The 19,443-nt window shown below is 67.8% G+C and carries 20 protein-coding genes; 12 read left to right on the plus strand and 8 right to left on the minus strand.

Going from position 1 to position 19,443, the window contains the following annotated elements; all coding sequences use genetic code 11:
* Positions 1-5 precede the first annotated feature (5 nt).
* Positions 6-1,505, minus strand: coding sequence for an alpha/beta hydrolase (locus ABZ348_RS15670; RefSeq protein WP_358933234.1), 1,500 nt, complete (start codon positions 1,503-1,505; stop codon positions 6-8).
* A 169-nt stretch (positions 1,506-1,674) separates the two neighbouring features.
* Between ABZ348_RS15670 and ABZ348_RS15675 the strand changes: the two genes are divergently transcribed.
* The 3 genes from ABZ348_RS15675 to ABZ348_RS15685 all read left to right on the plus strand — a co-directional run bounded on the left by ABZ348_RS15675 (position 1,675) and on the right by ABZ348_RS15685 (position 4,250).
* Positions 1,675-2,721 (plus strand): helix-turn-helix domain-containing protein, encoded by a 1,047-nt coding sequence (locus tag ABZ348_RS15675; protein ID WP_358933236.1) that lies wholly within the window; start codon positions 1,675-1,677, stop codon positions 2,719-2,721.
* The gene (locus tag ABZ348_RS15680; protein WP_358933238.1) at positions 2,718-3,320 is read left to right on the plus strand and encodes an HD domain-containing protein; all 603 of its coding nucleotides are present in this window, start codon (positions 2,718-2,720) and stop codon (positions 3,318-3,320) included. Before ABZ348_RS15675 ends, ABZ348_RS15680 begins: the two co-directional genes overlap by 4 nt.
* A gap of 108 nt (positions 3,321-3,428) precedes the next feature.
* Entirely contained in the window at positions 3,429-4,250 is an 822-nt protein-coding gene (locus tag ABZ348_RS15685; RefSeq protein ID WP_358933240.1) for an isocitrate lyase/phosphoenolpyruvate mutase family protein, read from the plus strand.
* Positions 4,251-4,288: 38 nt separating this feature from the next.
* On the opposite strand, the gene ABZ348_RS15690 is transcribed toward ABZ348_RS15685, so the two are convergent.
* Entirely contained in the window at positions 4,289-4,807 is a 519-nt protein-coding gene (locus ABZ348_RS15690) for a GNAT family protein (protein WP_358933344.1), read from the minus strand.
* 17 nt (positions 4,808-4,824) lie between these two features.
* Positions 4,825-5,154, minus strand: a complete 330-nt coding sequence (locus tag ABZ348_RS15695; RefSeq protein WP_358933242.1) for a hypothetical protein — start codon at positions 5,152-5,154, stop codon at positions 4,825-4,827.
* Between the two features lie 122 nt (positions 5,155-5,276).
* Here ABZ348_RS15695 and ABZ348_RS15700 point away from each other — a divergent pair, with 122 nt between their 5' ends.
* The 8 genes from ABZ348_RS15700 (at position 5,277) to ABZ348_RS15735 (ending at position 12,159) form a co-directional block, all read left to right on the plus strand.
* The gene (locus ABZ348_RS15700) at positions 5,277-6,509 is read left to right on the plus strand and encodes a helix-turn-helix transcriptional regulator (protein WP_358933243.1); all 1,233 of its coding nucleotides are present in this window, start codon (positions 5,277-5,279) and stop codon (positions 6,507-6,509) included.
* Between the two features lie 899 nt (positions 6,510-7,408).
* Positions 7,409-7,795 (plus strand): ATP-binding protein, encoded by a 387-nt coding sequence (locus ABZ348_RS15705; protein WP_358933245.1) that lies wholly within the window; start codon positions 7,409-7,411, stop codon positions 7,793-7,795.
* Positions 7,796-7,821: 26 nt separating this feature from the next.
* Positions 7,822-7,956, plus strand: coding sequence for a hypothetical protein (locus ABZ348_RS15710; RefSeq protein ID WP_358933247.1), 135 nt, complete (start codon positions 7,822-7,824; stop codon positions 7,954-7,956).
* A 110-nt stretch (positions 7,957-8,066) separates the two neighbouring features.
* Positions 8,067-8,309 (plus strand): putative ATP-grasp-modified RiPP, encoded by a 243-nt coding sequence (gene tgmA / locus ABZ348_RS15715; protein ID WP_358933345.1) that lies wholly within the window; start codon positions 8,067-8,069, stop codon positions 8,307-8,309.
* Between the two features lie 9 nt (positions 8,310-8,318).
* Positions 8,319-9,272 (plus strand): ATP-grasp ribosomal peptide maturase, encoded by a 954-nt coding sequence (gene tgmB / locus ABZ348_RS15720; RefSeq protein WP_358933249.1) that lies wholly within the window; start codon positions 8,319-8,321, stop codon positions 9,270-9,272.
* On the plus strand, positions 9,269-10,390 hold the full coding sequence (gene tgmC / locus ABZ348_RS15725) for an ATP-grasp peptide maturase system methyltransferase (RefSeq protein ID WP_358933251.1): 1,122 nt from the start codon (positions 9,269-9,271) through the stop codon (positions 10,388-10,390). Before tgmB ends, tgmC begins: the two co-directional genes overlap by 4 nt.
* Before the next feature lie 198 nt (positions 10,391-10,588).
* Positions 10,589-10,903, plus strand: a complete 315-nt coding sequence (locus tag ABZ348_RS15730; RefSeq protein ID WP_358933253.1) for a 4a-hydroxytetrahydrobiopterin dehydratase — start codon at positions 10,589-10,591, stop codon at positions 10,901-10,903.
* Between the two features lie 647 nt (positions 10,904-11,550).
* Positions 11,551-12,159, plus strand: a complete 609-nt coding sequence (locus ABZ348_RS15735) for a GNAT family N-acetyltransferase (RefSeq protein WP_358933254.1) — start codon at positions 11,551-11,553, stop codon at positions 12,157-12,159.
* Positions 12,160-12,488: 329 nt separating this feature from the next.
* Here ABZ348_RS15735 and ABZ348_RS15740 read toward each other — a convergent pair whose 3' ends face one another.
* Together ABZ348_RS15740 and ABZ348_RS15745 are read right to left on the minus strand one after the other, a co-directional pair.
* Complete coding sequence (locus tag ABZ348_RS15740) at positions 12,489-12,965, minus strand: hypothetical protein (RefSeq protein WP_358933256.1); 477 nt, start codon at positions 12,963-12,965, stop codon at positions 12,489-12,491.
* Between the two features lie 59 nt (positions 12,966-13,024).
* Positions 13,025-14,359 carry a hypothetical protein gene (locus tag ABZ348_RS15745; protein ID WP_358933258.1) on the minus strand — a complete coding sequence of 445 codons (1,335 nt, stop codon included), beginning with the start codon at positions 14,357-14,359 and terminating at the stop codon, positions 13,025-13,027.
* Between the two features lie 235 nt (positions 14,360-14,594).
* Between ABZ348_RS15745 and ABZ348_RS15750 the strand changes: the two genes are divergently transcribed.
* Positions 14,595-15,905, plus strand: a complete 1,311-nt coding sequence (locus ABZ348_RS15750) for a chloride channel protein (RefSeq protein WP_358933260.1) — start codon at positions 14,595-14,597, stop codon at positions 15,903-15,905.
* Here the strand turns inward: ABZ348_RS15750 and ABZ348_RS15755 are convergent.
* From ABZ348_RS15755 to ABZ348_RS15765, 3 genes are all read right to left on the minus strand, one after another.
* Positions 15,871-17,259: a dipeptidase gene (locus ABZ348_RS15755; RefSeq protein WP_358933262.1), complete on the minus strand. Its 1,389-nt coding sequence runs from the start codon at positions 17,257-17,259 to the stop codon at positions 15,871-15,873. The two genes, ABZ348_RS15750 and ABZ348_RS15755, sit on opposite strands and share 35 nt — an antisense overlap.
* Positions 17,260-17,364: 105 nt before the next feature.
* The gene (locus tag ABZ348_RS15760) at positions 17,365-17,802 is read right to left on the minus strand and encodes a hypothetical protein (protein ID WP_358933264.1); all 438 of its coding nucleotides are present in this window, start codon (positions 17,800-17,802) and stop codon (positions 17,365-17,367) included.
* The gene (locus tag ABZ348_RS15765; RefSeq protein WP_358933266.1) at positions 17,799-19,280 is read right to left on the minus strand and encodes an APC family permease; all 1,482 of its coding nucleotides are present in this window, start codon (positions 19,278-19,280) and stop codon (positions 17,799-17,801) included. Before ABZ348_RS15765 ends, ABZ348_RS15760 begins: the two co-directional genes overlap by 4 nt.
* Positions 19,281-19,443: the final 163 nt, after the last annotated feature.

A 19,443-nucleotide genomic window follows, 5' to 3' on the forward strand; every position in this document is an offset into this window, starting at 1 on the left:
ACCGGTCAGCGGCTCGGGCAGCTGACATCGGTCCGCGGGCGCTCACCCGTGGTCAGGAAGGTGGTCACCGCCCGATCGCCGCAGGCATTGCCGGCACCGAGGTAGACCGAGTGCCCGCCCGTCTCCACCGTCACCAGCCGGGCCCGGTCCCCCAGTGCCTCGCGCATCTTCAACCCGCCGAAGTGGGGCGTGGCCGGGTCGCGTCGGGCCTGGATCATCAGCACGTTGGACGGCCCGTCGTCGGTGATGCGCGTCGGTGGCTCGGCCGGCCCGTCCTTCCAGAACGCGCACGGTGTGATGTTCTGCGACAGCCCCGCGGTGAGCGGGAAGGCGGCACGGTCGGCGGCCACCGCACGACGGTACGAGGGCACGTGTCCGGGCCACCGCACGTCGTTGCAGATCACCGCCATCGTCACCGCCGCCGCCTCGTCGCCCATCGGCTGCACCAGGTCGTCCGAGAGCACCGGCCGGCCGGTCGGGTCCTGCACGGCCTGGATGAGCCTCGCCAACTGGGGGAACGCGGCATCGCTGTAGAGGGCGAGGTGCAGGGACTGCCGCAGGAGGTTCCCGTCCAGGGGAATGTGCGGGGTGGTGGTCGGCCGGGGCGCCAGGTCAAGTGCCCGCGCCAGCCGGAGGAACGCGGGTTTGAGGTCCTGCGGGCGCTGCACCAGTCGCAGCCCTTCGGCATCGCGGTCAGGGTGCGCGGCCCAGGCCGCGAAGTCCGGGAACCGGTCCTCGACGGCCTGGCCCGTGTTGGCGAGCCAGCCGCGGGCGACGCGCCGCGCATCCGGATCACCGCTGCTGTCGAGCACCCAACGATCGGTGCGCTGCGGATACTTCTGCGCATACACCGCACCGACGTAGGTGCCGTACGAGATGCCCCAGGCCGACAGCTTCTCGACGCCCAACGCAACGCGGAAGGTCTCGATGTCACGGGCCTCGTTGACGGTGGACATACTGCGCAGCAACGGTCCGCCGTTGCGGTGACAGGCGTCCGCGATCCGTTGTGAGCGGGCGGTGTTCGCATCGATGCTGCCGTCGGCCGCAGGCCAGGAGCGCAGGTTCGGCAGCCGCCGGTCATCGGGTCGTAGTCCACAACCGGCGGTGGCGCTGCCGCCGACCCCGCGCGGGTCGAGGCTGACGAGGTCGTAGGCGCCCTTCAGCTCCCGCTGGAGGGCGACGCCCTTCTGCGCCAGCCTCTGCACTCCCGAGCCACCAGGCCCACCCGCGATCACCAGCAGGGTGCCGCGGCGTGCCTGGGGGCGGTCGCTGAGGACGCGGGACACGGCGAGGGAGATGCGTTTGCCCCCGGGATCGCGATAGTCCAGCGGAACCGACAGGGTGGCGCACTCCTGGGTTTCCGGTCCGCCCGCCCTCGCACAGTTCTCCCAGAGGAGAGCACGGGGCGCGGGTGCGGTCGGAGCGGCCTGCGCGGCGGGGGAAACGACGCCGGTGAGCGTTGCGGAGAGCGCGAGGAGAAGGGCCGGGGTGGAGTAAGTCGTCATCTCTAGAGGGTTGTTGACATTCGGCGTCCCGCCCATCCAGGAGGCTGGTGGGCCGGGGTGGGGGTACCCCCCGACAGCGTGGTTCACCCAGTGCCACCCGCCGTTGCATGTCTGAATCTGACATATCTCTGTCATTGCAGTCACCGCGCGTCCGGCAGAGGATGAGGTCATGAGCCGCAGCCGCAAGGTCGTGATCGCCGTCTTCGACGGGGTGGAGTCCCTGGACGTGACGGGCCCCTCCCAGGTGTTCGCGACGGCCAGCCGTCTGCTGCACGGCGCCGGATACGGCTACACCGTCGAACTCGCCGCGGCCAGTGCAGGCGCGGTGAGCTGCGCGGACGGGGTTCGCTTCGCGGTGGAGCGCTCGTTCGCCGACCTCGACGCATCCAACGGGCCCGGGGCGTCCGGCATCGACACCGTCATCGTGCCGGGTGCACTGCGCCCCCGAAGGGGCCGCCTCGAACCCATCGTCGAACCGGCCGTCCTGGCATGGGTGAAGAGGGTCGCGCCCCGGGTGCGTCGGGTCGCGTCGGTGTGTGCGGGAGCCCATCTGCTTGCGGAGGCGGGACTCCTCACCGGCAGACGGGCCACCACCCACTGGGCGACGGCCCACCTGCTCGCCGAGCAGTACCCGGACGTCACCGTGGACGCCGAAGCGGTGTACGTACGGTCCGACCCCGTCTGGACGGGTGCCGGTGTCAGCGCGGGCATCGACATGAGCCTGGCGCTCGTCGCCGACGACCTCGGGCGTAGACACGCACTGTCCACGGCCAAGTGGATGGTCGTCTACCTCCAGCGCCCCGGCAACCAGGCCCAGTTCAGCACCCCACTGCACCGCCAGAGCACCGCGAGCCCCGATGTCGCGGAACTCCTGGCGTGGATCGACGCCCACCTCGACCGGCCGCTGAACGTACCGACCCTGGCGGCCCGGCTCAGCCTGGGGGAGCGACAGTTCGCCCGGGTCTTCAACCGGGAGACGGGGAGCACACCGGCCGCCTACATCGAAACACAACGCATCCAGGCGGCCCGCCAACTGCTCCAGGAGAACGACCTCACCGTCTCCGCCATCGCCACCCTCTGCGGCTTCGGCTCCACCGAGACCTTCCACCGCACCTTCAAACACCACACGTCCATCACACCGCACGCCTACCGCCAGCGGTTCAGCACCAGGACCCACCCGTCGGACACCCCGCCTTCGAAAGGCCGCCCACCATGACCGCAGCCCCCGCCCTCATAGCGCGCCCCGACACCGCCCTCGCCGACACCGCGGACGCGATGCTGCGGGCCGCCGCCCCGCCCACGCTCGTCGCCCACTGCCACCGCACCTATGTCTTCGCGGCGGCCCTGCTCGACCGCCGCGGGCTCGACTACGACCGCGAAGCCCTCTTCCTCGGCGCCGCCCTGCACGACCTCGGCCTCACCCCGACCTGGACGCACGCCACGACGCCCTTCGAGGAACACGGCGCACAGGTCGCCCACGAAGCCCTCCTCCAGCAGGGCGCCCGTCCGGAGCTCGCCGATCTGGTGGCCGACGCCATCCGCCTCCACCTCCTGCTCACGACCGCCTACGACCCCCGCCCCGAGGTCGCGGGCATCCACCTCGGGGCGGGAGTGGACGTCGTAGGCCTCCGCATCGACAAGATCCCCCCGACCACCGTGGACCTGGCACTGGAGACCTTCCCGCGCCAGTCCCTCGCTTCCTTCCTACGCGACGCCCTCGGCGAGGAGGCCCGCCGCAAGCCCGACTGCACCATGGCCCAACTGGTCCGAGAGGTGGACTTCCTGGACCTGTTGGCGAACGGCCCGGGGGAATGAGCCGCACACACACTCAGCCCTTGGCGCGCTCTCCGTTCGAGGTCGTCCCCCACCAGGGCGCGGAGAAATAGTCCTCCTCGATCGGGGACACATGGTGCAATGCCACGCATGACAACACTGCTCGACAAGGCCCGGTTGTTCCGCTCCCTGCACGTCCCCGGCGATCCGCTGATCCTGCCCAACGCCTGGGACGCGGCCTCCGCCCGGGTGGTGGTGAGCGCGGGTGCCGCCGCGATCGCCACCACCAGCGCCGGCATCGCCTGGTCGTTGGGCCACGGCGACGGGGACCGGCTCAGCCGCGAGCAGGCGTTGGGCGCGATCTCCCGCATCACGTCCGCCGTTGACCTGCCGGTCACGGCCGATGTCGAGCGCGGCTACGCGACCGATCCCGCCGGTGTGGGCGATACCGTACGCGGCGTCCTGGCGGCCGGAGCCGTGGGCATCAACCTTGAGGACACCCTGCGTCCCGTGGCCGAGCAGGTCGCCCGGATCGCCGCGGCCCGCAGGGCGGCGGACGAGACGGGCGTCCCACTGTTCATCAACGCCCGCATCGACACCCACCGCCTGCCACCGGGCGACCGCGCGACATGGCTGGACGAGACCCTCACCCGCGCCGGCGCCTACGCAACGGCGGGCGCGGACGGCATCTTCGTCCTCAGCGCCCCGGACACCGCGGCGATCAGTGCACTCGTCGCATCCACCCCCTTGCCGGTAAACGTCCTGGCCGGCCCGGGAACACCGTCCGTCTCCGCTCTCGCCACCACGGGGGTCGCCCGCATCAGCGCGGGTTCCGCCATCGCCGAAGCTGCGTACGCACTGGTACGACGGGCGGCCCACGAACTGCTGACCGAGGGCACGACGACCACGCTGGAGGGTGGATACGACTATGCCGCGCTCAATGCGCTGCTCCTGGGCGAACGGCCGCGCTGAGAACACTGGCCGGGGAAGATCGGCGGGCGCTCAGCCGATCATTCCCGCCCCGGCCGGCACGTCCATTCCTCATCGAGAATGCTGAAGACATCGGAGTCACGCCAGCCGTCCCGAATCCGCGCGGTGTGCCGGTGCCGGCCCTCGTGGATCATGCCGAGCTTGGCCAGCAACCGGGCCGATGCGAGGTTGCGAGGATCGCAGGTCGCGTAGATCCGGTGCAGTCCTGTCAGCTCGAACCCTCTACCGAGGAGTTCCCAGCCGATGGCCGTGCCCACCCCTCGACCCCACACCCGAGGATGGACGAGATACGAGATCTCGCCCTGGCGATGAGCCAGACTACGGACCTTCAGCTCGCCGATGCCGACAAGTTCACCGTCGAGGCAGGCGCCATAGACGAACCGCGTCTGCGGGGACTGCGCCCGGGCAGCCACCGCGCCTTGGACGAAGTCCCTTGTCTGTTTCTCGGTGTTCGGCCCCCACGCCTGATAGCGGCATGCCTCCGGCAGGCTGGCGAAGGCATGCACAGCAGGGCAGTCACCGACAACGAGATCGCGCATGGTCACCGAGGGATAGATCACCAAGTGATCATGTCAAGCCTCCGAAAAGTAGCGCCCCGCAGAGGCTCATTTCTGGCCGCCAGATCGATCTCAGCTTGCACAAGCCACAGATCATCGACGAGTTGGTCAAGCACGGGGGCGGCTTCGGTTCTTGCCGTCGCGCGGGTGAGCTCGGCCTTCTCCATCTGCGACGCACTGCTCAGGAACTTCAGGATCATGTTCTTCAGCTCCGCGCGGTGCGCGGCCGACTCCTGTATTCCAAGCTGCCGGGTGCTCGCCCGCGACACCATGGGCTGGCCAAACAGCGACCCACCCGCGCCGAGCGCAACACCTGCCAGAGACAGCAACGCCGGCCCCAAAGTTCCCCAATCTCATGACCGCGCAAAAAACCCAGGAGGGTCACCGACGCCATCTCCTCTGCTGCCCAGAGGAGTAGCGTTCTGAGTGTCTACGAGAACGGAGTGTCGGTATGCCGGATCCACATGACGGACGCAGTGCGCCGGACACCTTCGCAAAACGAGTCCGGCAGGCCAGAGAACGCCGGGGGATGACCCGAGCAGCAGCAGCCGAACGGGTCGGCCACTCCTACGAGTGGTGGAAGGGCATTGAGACCGGCCGGCTACTCATGCCTCGGCTGCCCATGCTGATGAGGATCGCCGACGTGCTGGGGGTCGATTCCCTTGCGGACCTCACAGGTGACGACCGAGTCACCGCGTCCGCCTACAGCAACACATCTCACCCCTCACTCGGCAGAGTCAAGGACTCCCTCACCAAGTACACGTTCCGCCACTCCGATGTTGAGCCCCAGAGCGAGACGCAGTTGATGAGTCGCGTGCGGCAGGCATGGCTGCTGTGGCACGGCATCGGAGACCATCGCACGCACATCGCCGATGTGCTTCCGGCTTTGCTCTCGGACCTTCAGCACGCGGCTCGCACCTTGGACGGAACGGCACGCCGACGCGTACTTGCCGCTCTGGCCGAGACCTACCACCTAGCCCAGCTCTACCTCAGCTTCCAACCGGTCCCAGAGCTCGTGATGCTGACCGGAGACAGAGCAATGGCTGCCGCCCAGGACGCTGACAGTCCCCATGCCATCGCCGTGGCGGCCTGGTACATGAATCACGTCTTCCGAGACGCGGGAGAGTCTCATCAGGCACGAACCGAACTAGCCCTCAGCGCAGCTGGTCTGCTGCGGTGTGAACGAGGCGAGGAAGACACCGCCCGATGGGGGTTGTTGCATCTGGCAGTGGCCCTGTCCTACGCAAAGGTGGGCCAAGTCGGAAGTGCGGAACACCATTGGGAAAAGGCTGACGAGGCAGCCAGGGCATTGGGGGACGCGTACTCCCATCCGTACCTGATCTTCGGAAGAGGCATGGTGGACGCATACCGGATCACCATGTACACCGACCTGACACAGCCAGGCCCTGCGGTGACCGCGGCAAGAGGGCTTGATGCCTCCGTCATGCCCTCTGCTACGCGTCGCGGCTTCCACGCCATTGAGCAAGCACGCGCGTACAGTCTTGCCGGCGAAGACGTGGCGGTCGTGCACTTCCTCAAACAGGCCAATGACCTGTCACCGGAGACAGCCAAGTACAACTTGTTCGCGCGCAGAGTTGTTGCCGACCTTGTGGAGTCCGGCCCGGTAGCCATTCGCGGCAATGCCCGTTCACTTGCACGAGCCTGGAACGTCCCCGCCGCATAGGTACAGTCCGTACCCGTAGTCGAACGGGTACGGACTGTACCCGAGGCGTATGTCTAGCGGTCCTACCGTCGAACTGCTGCTGGCCACATGCCTGGCAGCGGCGGTTCTCCGCGTTCGCGCGTTCCTGCACGCCCCCGTGGTGGCCGCCTCCGGTGTCAAAAGAGGTGAACCATATGAACCAGTGCGTTACGCAGCGCTTGAGGCGCCTTTCCCTGTGCGGCGAACTGATGCCGTCCCGTGAAAAGACGTTCTGCACCGTCAAGGACCCCGATCACAAAGGGGATCACGTCCACGAGTATTCGGCCCTGTCCTGGTCACGGACCGAAGAGGATGCTCCTGCGGATGCGGATTCGGTCGACGTACAGAGGGCATCCCAGTTCGGTGGCTGACACTTGCAGCGTCGAGCAGCGCCCACCAAGAGACCTCCGAACATTGCAACGACATTGCTGCCAGAGCTCGTCGAACAGCCTTCGAGGGAGCTAGCCCACGATGCGCGCCGCCATCGTCCGAGCCCTGTTGTGGGTGCTGAGCCGGTTACTCCCGGCAGAGGACGAAGTCGTACCACCGCCCACATTCACCCCCGAGCCGGCACCGGTTTCCGCCTGCTGGTGGTCAACGCCGACCCCCGCCCACGTCGTGGAGCGGCAACGCACGCTTAGGGGTGAAGACTGCCGAACCGTCCGCCCGTACGTCGTTGCGGAAGAGACCCTGCAACTACGCGCCCTGAGCGCGGACCACGACCCGTATGCCCATCGGGGGACGTACGCATGAGACGCGACGCAGTTGCCCGCCCCACGTCCCCTCCCGGAACTGGCGATCTCACCCATCACACCGCCGAACAGCCCCTCGGGCCAGGCCCGGTGGTGGTGGCCACGAGCGGAACGGAGACTCTTCTGAGCATGAGCTTGACCGTGGAACCGTCCAAAATCGGTGTGGTGCGACGAGCCGTCGTGGATCGCCTCAAGAATGTCGGTCACCCAGAGGCCGCCCCCGATGTCGGGCTGGTGGTGACGGAACTGCTCGCCAATGTCCACAAGCACGCCGAAGGCATCTGCCATCTGGAGATCGAGCCTCTCGGTGAGCGACTGGTCCTCCGCCTCAGCGACACCGTCCACGACCTGCCCACCGTGCGCCAACGCTCCGACTGCGCCGAGACCGGACGCGGCCTGCTCCTGGTCGAAGCACTGACCGAGCACTGGGAATCCACCACCACACCGACGGGAAAGGTCGTGACCTGCACGTTTCACACTGCTGCGGCGGCCGTACGGACCGGGACCATCCGATGACGGCCACGGAGACGGATACGGACTCGATGACACGCACCACCCCCGAGAACCGACCGACGAGCACGCGCAGCGACCGAATCGTGTTCGTCCTCGCCACGCTGACCCTCTTCGGCGCGCTGGTGGCCGCACTCTTTCGAAGCATCACGGGCGATGCGCCGTGATGTGCTCAACCACTACAGCACCCGCATCATCGCCGTTGTCCCGAAATTAACGAGGAGAGAAACGAATGAACTCACGGGGCTCAACTCAGGGCTCTTCTGTCCCATGGGGCATGGGTCGTATGACGCCGCTTCGCAATGGAGAACCCTCCACGTTCCACTACGTTGGAATCGACCCTGCGACTCAGACAGGCCGATGGGTCGGAAACGATGGAGTACCACGCCCTGTTGAACTGGGGAAACACGGCACGTCCGTTAACACCTATCCTCCTACCCAGGTCAGTAAGGACGGCAAGATCGATTCTGATACCGGCCATGACGCACAGCAAGACGAAGGAATTCCAGACGAAGGATAACATTAGAGTATGCACGAGTATCCGGTATTGATCGCCACAGAATTTGAGGACCCGACTGCCGACTTGGTGATTGGAGAATTAAACAAACGAAAGGTGCCAATTTTACGCTTCGATCCTGGAACCGATTTCCCTGCCAACGCTGTTCTTGCGGCCAGCACGAACTCCGGCGGCTGGGATGGACGACTAACGGTCGGAGGTAGATCGGCGGACCTATCCCAAGTCCGAGCGCTTTATCATCGTCGCCCAAGCAGCTATCTACTGCGCGACGACGGACAAGTGGCGCGTTTCGTCATGCAAGAGAACAGACGTGGGCTCGGAGGAGTCTTGGGCGCCCTCCCCAACTGTCTCTATCTCAGTCATCCGCAAGCCATTGCCCGGGCAGAGTACAAGCCGGCGCAGTTAGCGACCGCGAACCGAGTCGGATTCAGGGTCCCCGCAACGCTGATCACCAATGACCCAGCTGAAGCGGTTGCCTTCTCTACCACGCAACCGACCGTCTATAAACCTCTACACGCTGGCTCCTACGAGGTCGATGGAGAGCCCGCGGGCATCTGGGCCAGCCCTGTCGATCCTGAAGAGATCACTGAAAGCGTCAAAGAATGCGCCCATCTCTTTCAGGCACAAGTATCGAAGACGTCTGATGTCCGAGTTGTGGTCGTGGGCTCACGGTTCTTCTGTGCGCGGATCACCGCTCCACCAGGTGTAGTGGACTGGCGATCACAGTACCGAAATCTCTCGTACGAGAAAGTTCCATGCCCCGTCGAGATTCAACAAGCAATCCTACGATTCCTCTCCGAGTTCGGGCTCAGATTCGGTGCATTCGATTTCTCCGTGACCGCCGATGAAGCCTGGTGGTTCCTTGAATGCAACCCCAACGGGCAATGGGCTTGGCTCGAAGAAGCTGCACAACTTCCCATCGCCATGGCAATTGCCGAACTGCTGGAGAACGGACTGACGAAGTGAGCGACCACCCTTCCTCGCAACAGCTCCGGGCAGACCTCGTGCAGTTGCTCGCCGAGTCCGGAGACCTCCGGAGTCCGCAGTGGCAGGAGGCTTTTGCCGCCGTACCTCGGGAAGCGTTCCTCAAGGGCGGGTGGTTCGAGTACGAAGACGGAGGGTGGTACCGGCCGGTGGGTCCCGGTGACGGACCACAGGTGCTTGGCCGGGTGTACGAGGACGAGACGCTCGTCACCCAGGTTGCGTGTTCCGTCACTCCGCTCCAAGTGGACGGGCGCATCTCACACTCGCCCTCGTCGTCATCGACCCGGCCGGGGCTCGTGGCGCACATGCTCGAAGAACTGAATGTGTCCGGGGGGATGCGGGTACTCGAAATCGGCACGGGCACGGGCTACTCGACCGCTCTCCTCTCTCACGTGGTGGGGGAGGACCACGTGCACTCCGTTGAAGTGGATCCGGAGATTTCCGCCCGCGCTCAGGTGGCCCTGGGCGAACTGGGCCACTGGCCTCATCTCGTCGTCGGCGACGGGTTGGCCGGGCACGGTGCCGAAGCTCCCTACGATCGTCTGATCTCCACCTGTGGCGTCCACACGGTTCCCGCCGAATGGATCGACCAGATCCGCCCCGGGGGAGAGATCCTGACGACGGTCGGCGGCTGGATGAACGCCTCCGAGCTGGTGCGTCTCACCGTGGCGAGCGATGGGACGGCGAGCGGCCCTGTGCTGGACGGCCATGTCTCGTTCATGCTCGCCCGCACGCATCAGCCGCCCGCGTTGGGCATGTTGCCGGACCTCGAAGCCGGGGAGACCGTGCCCACGGATATCGGCGGGACGGTACTGGACGACAGTACGGCCCGCTTCGTCGCACAGTTCGCGGCTCCGCGTGCCCAACGGTTCTCCCTGACCCGCCGTAGCCGTGACGAGCAAGTGGTCATTGATGTGGAAGCCGCCTCCTGGGCAGTCCTGTTCGAAGACGGCGGACAGTGGCACGTACGCCAAGGTGGACCCGCACGGTTGTGGGATGACATCAGCGAGCAGATCGTTCGCTGGTACGACGCGGGCCGCCCCTCGTCCGGGAGGCTGCGACTGCATGTGGAGGCAGAAGGTCAGCGCCTGGGCTGGTGATCCTCCTGCTGTCGTGTTCAAAGCCCGGCGCCAGCGGCGGGCCCCTCGCGCAAACGGGTGCATTCGTCCCTCCCCCCGCCCCGGAGCGCTGGACACCCCGTGGTGGGGCATGAACTGCTGAAGGCACCCACGGCGTCGGCGGCCGGGTGCGTGCGTCCGGCTGGCCGTCGTGTCATCAGCTATCACGAGGAGCAATCGATGCCCGCCACTCCGCTGACCCCCGGCGAGCTGGACCAGGTGTTGACCGACCTACCCGGCTGGAGCGTGCGGGACGGCAGTCTCGCCGCGGACTTCAAGGCTGACCGGGCCAGCGTGCCGGGGCTGTATCTGGCGGTCGCCGCCGCCGAGGACGAGGCGAACCATCACGCCGCGATCCACATCCTCTACGGGACGATCGGCTTCGCACTCAACACCCATGACGCCGGGGACGCGATCACCGCTCTGGACACCGCACTCGCCGCCCGCATCAGCGCCTTGGCTGCCGAGCACGGAGCCGAGCCGGCCGGCGGCTGAAACCCGAACGTGCGGAGCGGGGTCGAGGCGGCGGCTGAGGGTGCCGCCTCGGAGCCCTGGTTCGGGGCGATATCGACCCAACACTTGGCCTGTTAGGGCTAGTTGAGCGTGCCCGAGCTCAGATGTTCCTCAGAGAATCCATGGTTTCCGTAGACGGCGAACCGTTCCTGCTAGCTTCGGCTCACCGACGGTCGCCGAAGACCCAACACCGATGACCGCCGAAGGCACCGAGACCCACCGTTCACCGCACTCTCCTCGTTCCTCCCGGTACGTGACGGCAACAGGGGGTACCCATGCACCACGTATGGCAGGCCATCGCAGCGGTCGTCGTTCTCAACCTCATTGGATTCACCGGCGCCTGGCTGTTCATCAGGTTGCACCGGGGGCGCGTCCGCTGGCACGGCTAGGGCCCTTCTTTCGGATCTTGCTGGGCTCGCGTGCCCGAGGACCGTGCTCGGGGACGGACCCAGCGATCTTTCCGTGACGACGTGACGGGTGCCCGGTCGGGCCGCGGCACCCGGATCGCCGGTGTGATCGGCAGGAGATCCCGGCTGCGGCAGACCTCGCAATGAGCCTCGCACGATGGTCCCGGACCTGCGAAGGGACCTCGCCTCGGCCTCGGAAAACGAAACGTGCAGAATGAACCCATGTCGATATCGAATACCCCGAAAACGGCAACGGTCGACGATGCTGCGCTGGTCAGCGACGTCCTGACCCGTGCATTCGACGATGACCCGATGATGCGTTCCTTCTTCCCGGAGGACGCCTCGCGCGAGGCCAACCTCAGCCGCTACTTCTCGACGATCTTCACCCGGCAGTACGTGCGCCACGCCGTGTGCGAGGTCACCGACAAGGCCGCTGCGTTCTGGGTGCCGCCGGAGGGGCAGGCCAAGGCCGTGCCCGATGCGGAGACCATCCAGGAGCTCCTGAACATCCTCGGCGACCGCGCGGGGGTCTTCAAGAACACCGTGGAGACGGCCGCCAAGCACACTCCCCAGGAGCCGCACTGGTACCTGGCGCTGATCGGTGCCGACCCCGCGGCCCAGGGCCAGGGGCATGGGGCCGCGCTGCTGCGCTCGGGCCTGGCGAAGGCCGATGCGGCGGGTCTGCCCGCGTATCTGGAGTCGTCCAAGCCGGACAATCTCCCGTTCTACGAGCACTTCGGGTTCACCGTCCGCCACGAGCTCCAACTGCCGGACGGCGGACCGGTGCTGTGGGCGATGTGGCGCGAACCGCGCGCCGCGACCGGCGCATAGCCGACCGGCACAACCGGCCCGACCCACAGAACCAGGCCGACCCGCACAACCAGCCCGACCCGCAGAACCAGCACGATCCGCGCCGACACCCGGCGCACCGCCCCCGAACGCGCGCCGATGACACCGGCGTACGGCTCAGTCCGTGGGGCGCCCGTCGTCCGCCCGGAGGCGGGCCAGGACCTGTTCCCCCGTGGGACAGCCTGTATCCCGTCTCCAGGCTCTCGTCCCGGGCGATCTCCCTTTCCGAGCCCCCAGTTCTGCGGTCCCGGTGGCGGACGCACCCGTCGGCCCGGTCCAAGGCTGGACCGGGCCGGCGGGAGGAATCCGCGTCAGATGAGATCCCTCTCGTCATCAGGGTGGTACGTGGCCAGCGCCCAGATGATGAACACGTCGATCGCGATCATGATCACTGCCCAGATCGGGAGATAGGGCAGGAACAGGAACTGTGCGATCAGACTGATCGAGGCGAAGAAGATGCCCGTGTACCGCGCCCAGGACTGGTTGGACAGCACGCCCCAGCCGGTGATCAGCAAACAGATGCCGAGCACGAGGTGGATCCAGCCCCACCCGGTCAGATTGATCTTGTAGACGTAGTCGCCGACCCGGGTGTAGACGTCGTCCTTCGCGATGGCGGAGATGCCCTGAAGGATGGCGAGCACGCCGTTGCAGATCATCAGGATGCCCGCGAAGACGACCCCTCCGACCGCCCAGCCGCTGTTGCGGCCGGATCGATAGCCGGAGCCGTGACCGGAGGTGGTGGTGGGTCTCGGCGGTGGTGTCCCGGTCGGCTGCGATGCACTGCTCATGGGACGTCCCTTCATTGGCTCCTTGCCCCGTGCGCCCATCGCGGACGGGAATTCGAGCCTCAGCCCGTGCCCGACCCACCGCCATCGGTGTTCGGCCGTTCGGGTGACGGCGGCGGCGTGGACCGTCCCGCCCCTCTCCGCTCGGGGGCCGGTTCCCCAGCGACCAGTTCCACCAGCGCCAGAGCGAACAGCAGCGCCAGGGCCAGCCCCACCACCACCCACGCCGTCGGATAGCTCCAGAACACGTACGCCAGCACCGCCCCCGCCACCAGCACCCACACGACCCAGCGCCGGTAGCGACGCACCCACGGCCCCACCGGACCCGTGTGCAGCCCGGCCCGCGCGGCCGTGGCCCGTACCGCACCGAGGCCCGTGTGCCACATCTGCTGGACGAGGGCGGCCCAGCGCCCCGGGCCGGTGAGCCAGGCCGCGAGGGCCACCACGATTCCGAGCGCGACCACCGTGCGAACCGTGGTGCGCAGATACCGGACGAGAGCGTCGTACACCGAGCCGGCAGCGGACTGGGACACGTCGGACGGCAGGGCGTCCAGATAGACCGCCCGGAAGCCCGTCAGAGCCGCCCCCAGCAGCAGCAGTGCAAACGCCACCCCCAGCGCGGCGGCGACCAGCGCCCTACGGCGGCGCACCGCGAGCAGTACGCCCACCACGACCAGCAGCAGGGCCAGCACCGGTAGCCAGAACCCGGCGATCTGGAGCAGCCGGAACCCCGTCTTGACCTTGCCGATGTCCTCCGACTTGAACACCGTGAACTCGGCGTTGACCTCGGGAATCCGCTCGGCCGCCGTCAGCCCGTCGTCGACCAGGCGCTGTTTCACCTGGTCGACGACGGGTCCCAGATCGATCTTCACGGCGTCGTTCGTGAGTTTGACCGCGCCACCGCCGTTGCCGGTGAGGGCCTTGTCCACGGCGTCATGGACCTTGCGGTTGGCGTCGACCCAGACCGTCTTGAACGCGTCGGAGGCGACGACCTCCTGCGACTTGTCGTGGACGAAGCTGCGCAGTGCGCTCTCCAGCGAGTCGCCCAGTTTGCCGAGCGCCTTGGTGAGGCGCGGTCGATCGGCGGGAGCGACGCCCTCCAGGACCGAGTTGAGGTCGATGTGCTCCATCACGGCATCGGTGACCCGGGTGGCGACCGCGTTCTGTACGTCCGCGTCGGAGGCGAGCGGGGCGACCGTGTCCACGTATCGGTCGGTGTTGCCGACCTCGTCCGCGCTCCAGGCGGCCACCGCGCCCAGCGGTGCGAGGACACAGCCGATGACGATGAGCAGTGCGGAGAAGAACGAGCGCACCCGGTGGTGGCCGGGTGGTGGCCGGTCCGCCGAGGACTCCAGGGCGGCGACCCGGGCCCTGAGATGATCCAGTTCGTCCGCCATGGCCGTACGCCTCCCACTCGCCGTCAGGGCCTCCCACTCGCCGTCTGGTCAGCGAACCCGAAACGGGGAGCGGCGGCGAACGCAGGACGGCCGTCCGGGTGGAGCCACCCGAATGCAGCGCGCCCGGGCGGCCCAACGGCTCCCTCCTGCCTTTGCATGGGCTCATGCATCGCAGGGAAGAGCGCACGGGGGCCGCGCCGAGCCGTACGGCCGGCGGCAGCGGGCGGATGGTCGCGTGAGTGCGGCGGCGGCGCCCGGTGACGCCTCGGGGACCCTCACGCTCCGCGACACCATCCGTAGCCGCGGCTATCTCAAACTGCTGCTGCTGTCCGTGCTGATCGGGGTGCCCATCGCCCTGGCCTGCTTCTTCTTCGTCAGCGCACAGCACGCCCTGCAACGCGCCATCTGGGAGGACCTCCCGCAGGCGGCCGGCTACGACGAGCCGCCCTGGTGGTGGCCGCTGCCCGCACTGCTGCTCGCGGGGCTGATCCTCGCACCGATCGTGACGCGGCTGCCGGGCCGCGGTGGCCATCAGCCGGTGCACGGCCTCGGCGGTCCGCCGCTGGGCCCCGACGCACTGCCCGGTGTGGTGCTCGCGGCCCTCGCCACCCTGCCGTTGGGCGTGGTGCTCGGACCGGAGGCGCCGCTGATGGCGCTCGGCAGCGGGCTGGCGCTGCTCGCCGTGCGGTCGGCGAAGCGCGCCGAGGACCCCCAGATCGCCTTGGTGTTGGGGACGACGGGTTCCACGACGGCGATCTCCACCATCCTGGGTGGCCCGTTGGTCGCTGCCGTGATGGTGGTGGAGGCGGCCGGACTCGCCGGTCCGCAACTGGCCCTGTTGCTGTTGCCGTGTCTGTTGGCCAGCGGTGTGGGTGCGTTGGTGTTCACGGGCTTCGGGAACTGGACCGGCCTCTCCATCGGAGCGCTGGAACTGCCGTCCGTACCGCCGAACGTGAGCCCGGACGCCGGTGACTTCCTGTGGGGCGTGCCGGTGGCGGTGGTGATCGGTGTGGTGGTGACGTACACGCATCGCATCGGCTATGTGTCCCTGCGCTGGACCGCGCGGCAGACCGCCCTGCGTACGGTGGCGTGTGCGGTGGCCGTGGGGGTGTGCATCGCCGTGTACGCGCTGGTGACGGGTCGTTCGCCCGCGGAAGCGGCGCTGTCGGGACAGGTGATGCTCGGTGCGCTGGCCGCGGATCCCCATGCGTGGTCGGTGGGGGCGCTGTTGGCGTTGGTGTTGTGCAAGGGCGTGGCGTGGGGCATCAGCCTGGGTTCGCTGCGCGGTGGGCCGATCTTCCCCGCGGTGCTGTTGGGTGCGGCGATCGGGGTGGCCGCTTCGGGGTTGCCGGGGCTGGGGGTGACACCGGGGTTGGCGCTCGGCATGGCGACCGCTTCGGCGGTGGTGACCCGGTTGCCGGTGACCAGCTCCGTACTGGCCGTGCTGCTGATGGACAAGGACGCGGCGAACCAGATGCCGTTGATCGCGGTATGTGCGGTGGTCGGTTTTGTCACCGCGCAGCTGTTGGAGAAGCAGCAGCGCTGAAGTGCCGGAGGAACAGGGCCTCGACCTGGGCCATGTGCTCGATCTCGGTGGGGTCAACGCTCTCGTTGGGTGCGTGGATGAGGCACCGGGGCTCCTCCACTCCCATGAGGACGATCTCGGCGCGCGGATAGGTGGCGGCGAGGACGTTGCAGAGCGGGATGGAACCGCCCTGGCCGAGGAAGGACATCGGCCGGCCGTACACCTCGGCCATGGCCGTGCCGAGTGCCGCGTACGCGGGGCCGTCGGTGGCGGCGCGGAAGGGTGCTCCGGTGCCCTCCGGTTCGATGTCGACGCGCACGCCCCAGGGTGCGGCGGCCCGCAGATGGGCGATCAGCGCCGCGCACGCCGTCTCCGCGTTCATGCCGGGCGGTACGCGCAGGCTGACGCGGGCGCGGGCGGTGGCGGGCACGGCGGCGGACGAGCCGACGACCGGGGGACAGTCGATGCCGAGGACGGTGACGGCGGGCCGGGCCCACAGCCGGTCGGCGACCCGGTCGGTGCCGGTCAGTCGTACTCCGTCGAGCACCCCGGCGTCCGTGCGGAACTGCTCCTCGTCGTAGCCGACGCCGTCCCAGGTGCCTTCTGCGTCCAAGCCGTCGATCCTGGTGGCGCCGGTCTCGGGGTCGCGCAGCGAGGCCAGCATCTGGATCAGTGCGGCGAGCGCATCGGGGGCGGGGCCACCGAACATGCCCGAGTGGACCTCGCCCTGGAGGGTGTCCACGGTGACGACGACGGCTGCGAGCCCGCGCAGGGAAACGGTCGCGGTGCCGATGCCCACGGCCGCGTTGCCGGTGTCGCAGACCAGGAGGGCGTCCGCGAGGAACTCCTCGGGGTGCTCGGTGACGTACGCCTCCAGGCCGCCGGTGCCCTGCTCTTCGGAACCCTCGGCGACGAATCGCAACCCGACGGGGATGTCGTCCCCGAGCGCCCGCAGCGCGGTCAGGTGCATCACGATGTTGCCCTTGCAGTCGGCGGCGCCGCGCCCGTACCAGCGGCCGTCGCGTTCGGTGAGGGTGAAGGGCGGGGTGGTCCAGGCGTCGTCGTCGAGCGGCGGTTGGACGTCGTAGTGGCAGTAGAGCAGCACGGTCGGGGCGCCGGGCGGGGGTGGGCGGTGTCCGATGACGGCATGGCTGCCGTCGGGGGTCTCGACGAGTCGTACGTCGTGCAGTCCGGCGTCGGTGATGGCGTCGGCGACCCAGCGGGCGGCCTTATGGCACTCCTCGGGCGGGTACTGGCGGGGGTCGGCGACCGAGGGGATGGCGACGAGTTCGGTGAGGTCGGTCTTGGCCCGTGGCATCAGGTCGGTGATGCGTCGGCGCAGTTCGGTGTCGGCGCTGCTGGCCTGGGCGTTCATGTCGGTGCCTCGTCTCTCGGGGCGCTTCGCCACCTCGGCGGCCGGCTCATCGGCGGCCGGCCCGTCGGGGGCATATGCCCCCGTCGTCGTGGGGTGTCGACCGGGTCAGTCGCGTACGGTGTCGTCGGTCTTGAGGTCGTCGACCGCATCGCGGACCTTGTCGATCTTCTCCGGGCAGTAGAGGTCGACGATCATCGCTTCGGCCTCCACCACCTGGGAGTCGGCGATGATGGGCCGCTGCCCGGGGCCTGCGGCGCCGTTGGAGAGGTTGATGCGCCACAGCGCGGACTTCAGCGCACTGGCCGGGTCCTCGCAGACCACTCCGCCGTCCGTGCCCAGGACCCGCGCGATGGTCGACGTCTTCGGGCGCGGCAGTCCTGCGGCCTCCAGGTCGGAGGCGAGTTGGTCGGCCTTGCGGGCGGCCTCGTTGGTGACCTTGACCTTGTTGTACTGGATGACTCCGACGATCGCGAGCGCGACCAGCAGCACGATCGCACCGATGTAGATCCACTTGTGTTCGGAGGCGAACCGCGTCGGGCTCATGACGCGCTCCCGTCAGCCGTGGCGTTCTCGGCGTTCTCGGCGGTCTTCCAACTGGGCTTGCGGAACTTCAGGAACGCCCAGGGGATCAGCAGCCCGAGGATCACCAGTCCACCGCCGACGATCAGGACGTACGCGCCCACGCTGCCGCCGCCGAACTGCGACGGCGGTACGAAGCCGATGGCGAGCGCGGCCAGCGATGCCAGCAGACCGACCGTGCAGAGCACTCCCAGCAGGGGTGCGCGATAGCCGCGGGGGTGGTCGGGCTGGTTCTTCCGCAGGCGCATCGCGGCCACGAACATCAGCAGGTAGACGATCAGATAGACCTGGGTGGTGATGGTGGAGAAGATCCAGTAGACGCTGGAGACGTTCGGCAGGAACGCGTACATCAGGGCGATGATCGTGGTGATGATGCCCTGGGTGACCAGGATGTTCTGCTGGATGCCGTTCTTGTTGAGCTGTTGCAGGAACGGCGGTAGATAGCCCTCCTGCCGGGAGATCTCCAACAGGCCCTTGGAGGGGCCGGCGAGCCAGGTCAGCATTCCGCCGAGGGCCGCGGAGACCAGCATCACGGCGGCGATCGGGGTGAGCCAGCCGATGTGGAAGTACGAGAAGAAGGCGTCGAACGCCTGCATCACTCCGGCGGTCAGGCTCAGCTGCCCGGACGGGACGACCCAGCTGATCGCGAGCGCCGGCAGGATGAAGATCAACAGGACCAGTCCCATGGCCAGGAACATGGACTTCGGGTACTCGCGCGGCGGGTCCTTGAGCGAGGAGACGTGCACCGCGTTCATCTCCATGCCCGAGTAGGAGAGGAAGTTGTTGACGATCAGCACCAGGCTGGCCAGCCCCGCCCACTGGGGAAGCAGGTTCGAGGCGGTCATGGGCGCGGCGGAGGGGTTGCCCTGGCCGAGGAAGACGATGCCGAGGACGACGAGGATCGTGCCGGGCACCAGCGTTCCGATGACCAGGCCCCAGGACGAGAGCCCGGCGAGCGCCTTCGTCCCCCGCGAGGAGACCCAGACACCGGTCCAGTACAGGACCATGATGACGATGGCCGTGTAGAGGCCGTTGGAGGCGAGCGCCGGATCGATGACGTAGGCGATCGTGCTCGCCACGAACGCCAGCAGGCTCGGGTAATAAAAGATTGTCATAGCAAATTGGCACCAAACCGCCAGAAATCCCAAGGGTTTGGACAGACCCTCGCTCACCCATCGGTACACGCCGCCGGACCAGCCGGACGCCAGTTCGGCGGAGACCAACGCGGTCGGCAGCAGAAAGACGATCGCGGGGATGAGGTAGAGGAAGACGCAGGCCAGGCCGTAGACCGCCATGGTGGGCGCGGCACGCAGACTCGCGACGGACGCCGTGGTCATCAGGGCCAGGGTCAGCCAACTCAGGGTGGGATTGGCCGGTCGGCCGACCGCTTTGGTACGGGTCGTCTGCCGCGGAAGGTCCGCGGGCACGTCCATGGAACTCATGGGCACCTTCCCCCGTGCTGGCCGCTCGGTGGCGAACCGCCGCGTGGCGTGTGGTTCGTCCCAGAGTCGACGGGGCGCGGGGACTTTGCATCCGGTGACCGGCCGACCGAGTGACGGGCCGTCCGCTTCTCCGGAAGTGACGGCGGCCCCACCGGTGATCGGT

Origin of the sequence: Streptomyces sp. NPDC005963 (genome assembly GCF_040638655.1) — a bacterium.
GTDB lineage: Bacteria > Actinomycetota > Actinomycetes > Streptomycetales > Streptomycetaceae > Streptomyces.

Excerpts from the sequence above, each read along its gene's own strand:
- ABZ348_RS15670 (WP_358933234.1), bottom strand. The coding sequence starts at position 1,505 with ATGACGACTTACTCCACCCCGGCCCTTCTCCTCGCGCTCTCCGCAACG.
- ABZ348_RS15675 (WP_358933236.1), top strand. The coding sequence starts at position 1,675 with ATGAGCCGCAGCCGCAAGGTCGTGATCGCCGTCTTCGACGGGGTGGAG.
- ABZ348_RS15680 (WP_358933238.1), top strand. The coding sequence starts at position 2,718 with ATGACCGCAGCCCCCGCCCTCATAGCGCGCCCCGACACCGCCCTCGCC.
- ABZ348_RS15685 (WP_358933240.1), top strand. The coding sequence starts at position 3,429 with ATGACAACACTGCTCGACAAGGCCCGGTTGTTCCGCTCCCTGCACGTC.
- ABZ348_RS15690 (WP_358933344.1), bottom strand. The coding sequence starts at position 4,807 with ATGCGCGATCTCGTTGTCGGTGACTGCCCTGCTGTGCATGCCTTCGCC.
- ABZ348_RS15700 (WP_358933243.1), top strand. The coding sequence starts at position 5,277 with ATGCCGGATCCACATGACGGACGCAGTGCGCCGGACACCTTCGCAAAA.
- ABZ348_RS15705 (WP_358933245.1), top strand. The coding sequence starts at position 7,409 with ATGAGCTTGACCGTGGAACCGTCCAAAATCGGTGTGGTGCGACGAGCC.
- ABZ348_RS15710 (WP_358933247.1), top strand. The coding sequence starts at position 7,822 with ATGACACGCACCACCCCCGAGAACCGACCGACGAGCACGCGCAGCGAC.
- tgmA (WP_358933345.1), top strand. The coding sequence starts at position 8,067 with ATGGGTCGTATGACGCCGCTTCGCAATGGAGAACCCTCCACGTTCCAC.
- tgmB (WP_358933249.1), top strand. The coding sequence starts at position 8,319 with ATGCACGAGTATCCGGTATTGATCGCCACAGAATTTGAGGACCCGACT.
- ABZ348_RS15730 (WP_358933253.1), top strand. The coding sequence starts at position 10,589 with ATGCCCGCCACTCCGCTGACCCCCGGCGAGCTGGACCAGGTGTTGACC.
- ABZ348_RS15735 (WP_358933254.1), top strand. The coding sequence starts at position 11,551 with ATGTCGATATCGAATACCCCGAAAACGGCAACGGTCGACGATGCTGCG.
- ABZ348_RS15740 (WP_358933256.1), bottom strand. The coding sequence starts at position 12,965 with ATGAGCAGTGCATCGCAGCCGACCGGGACACCACCGCCGAGACCCACC.
- ABZ348_RS15745 (WP_358933258.1), bottom strand. The coding sequence starts at position 14,359 with ATGGCGGACGAACTGGATCATCTCAGGGCCCGGGTCGCCGCCCTGGAG.
- ABZ348_RS15755 (WP_358933262.1), bottom strand. The coding sequence starts at position 17,259 with ATGAACGCCCAGGCCAGCAGCGCCGACACCGAACTGCGCCGACGCATC.
- ABZ348_RS15760 (WP_358933264.1), bottom strand. The coding sequence starts at position 17,802 with ATGAGCCCGACGCGGTTCGCCTCCGAACACAAGTGGATCTACATCGGT.
- ABZ348_RS15765 (WP_358933266.1), bottom strand. The coding sequence starts at position 19,280 with ATGAGTTCCATGGACGTGCCCGCGGACCTTCCGCGGCAGACGACCCGT.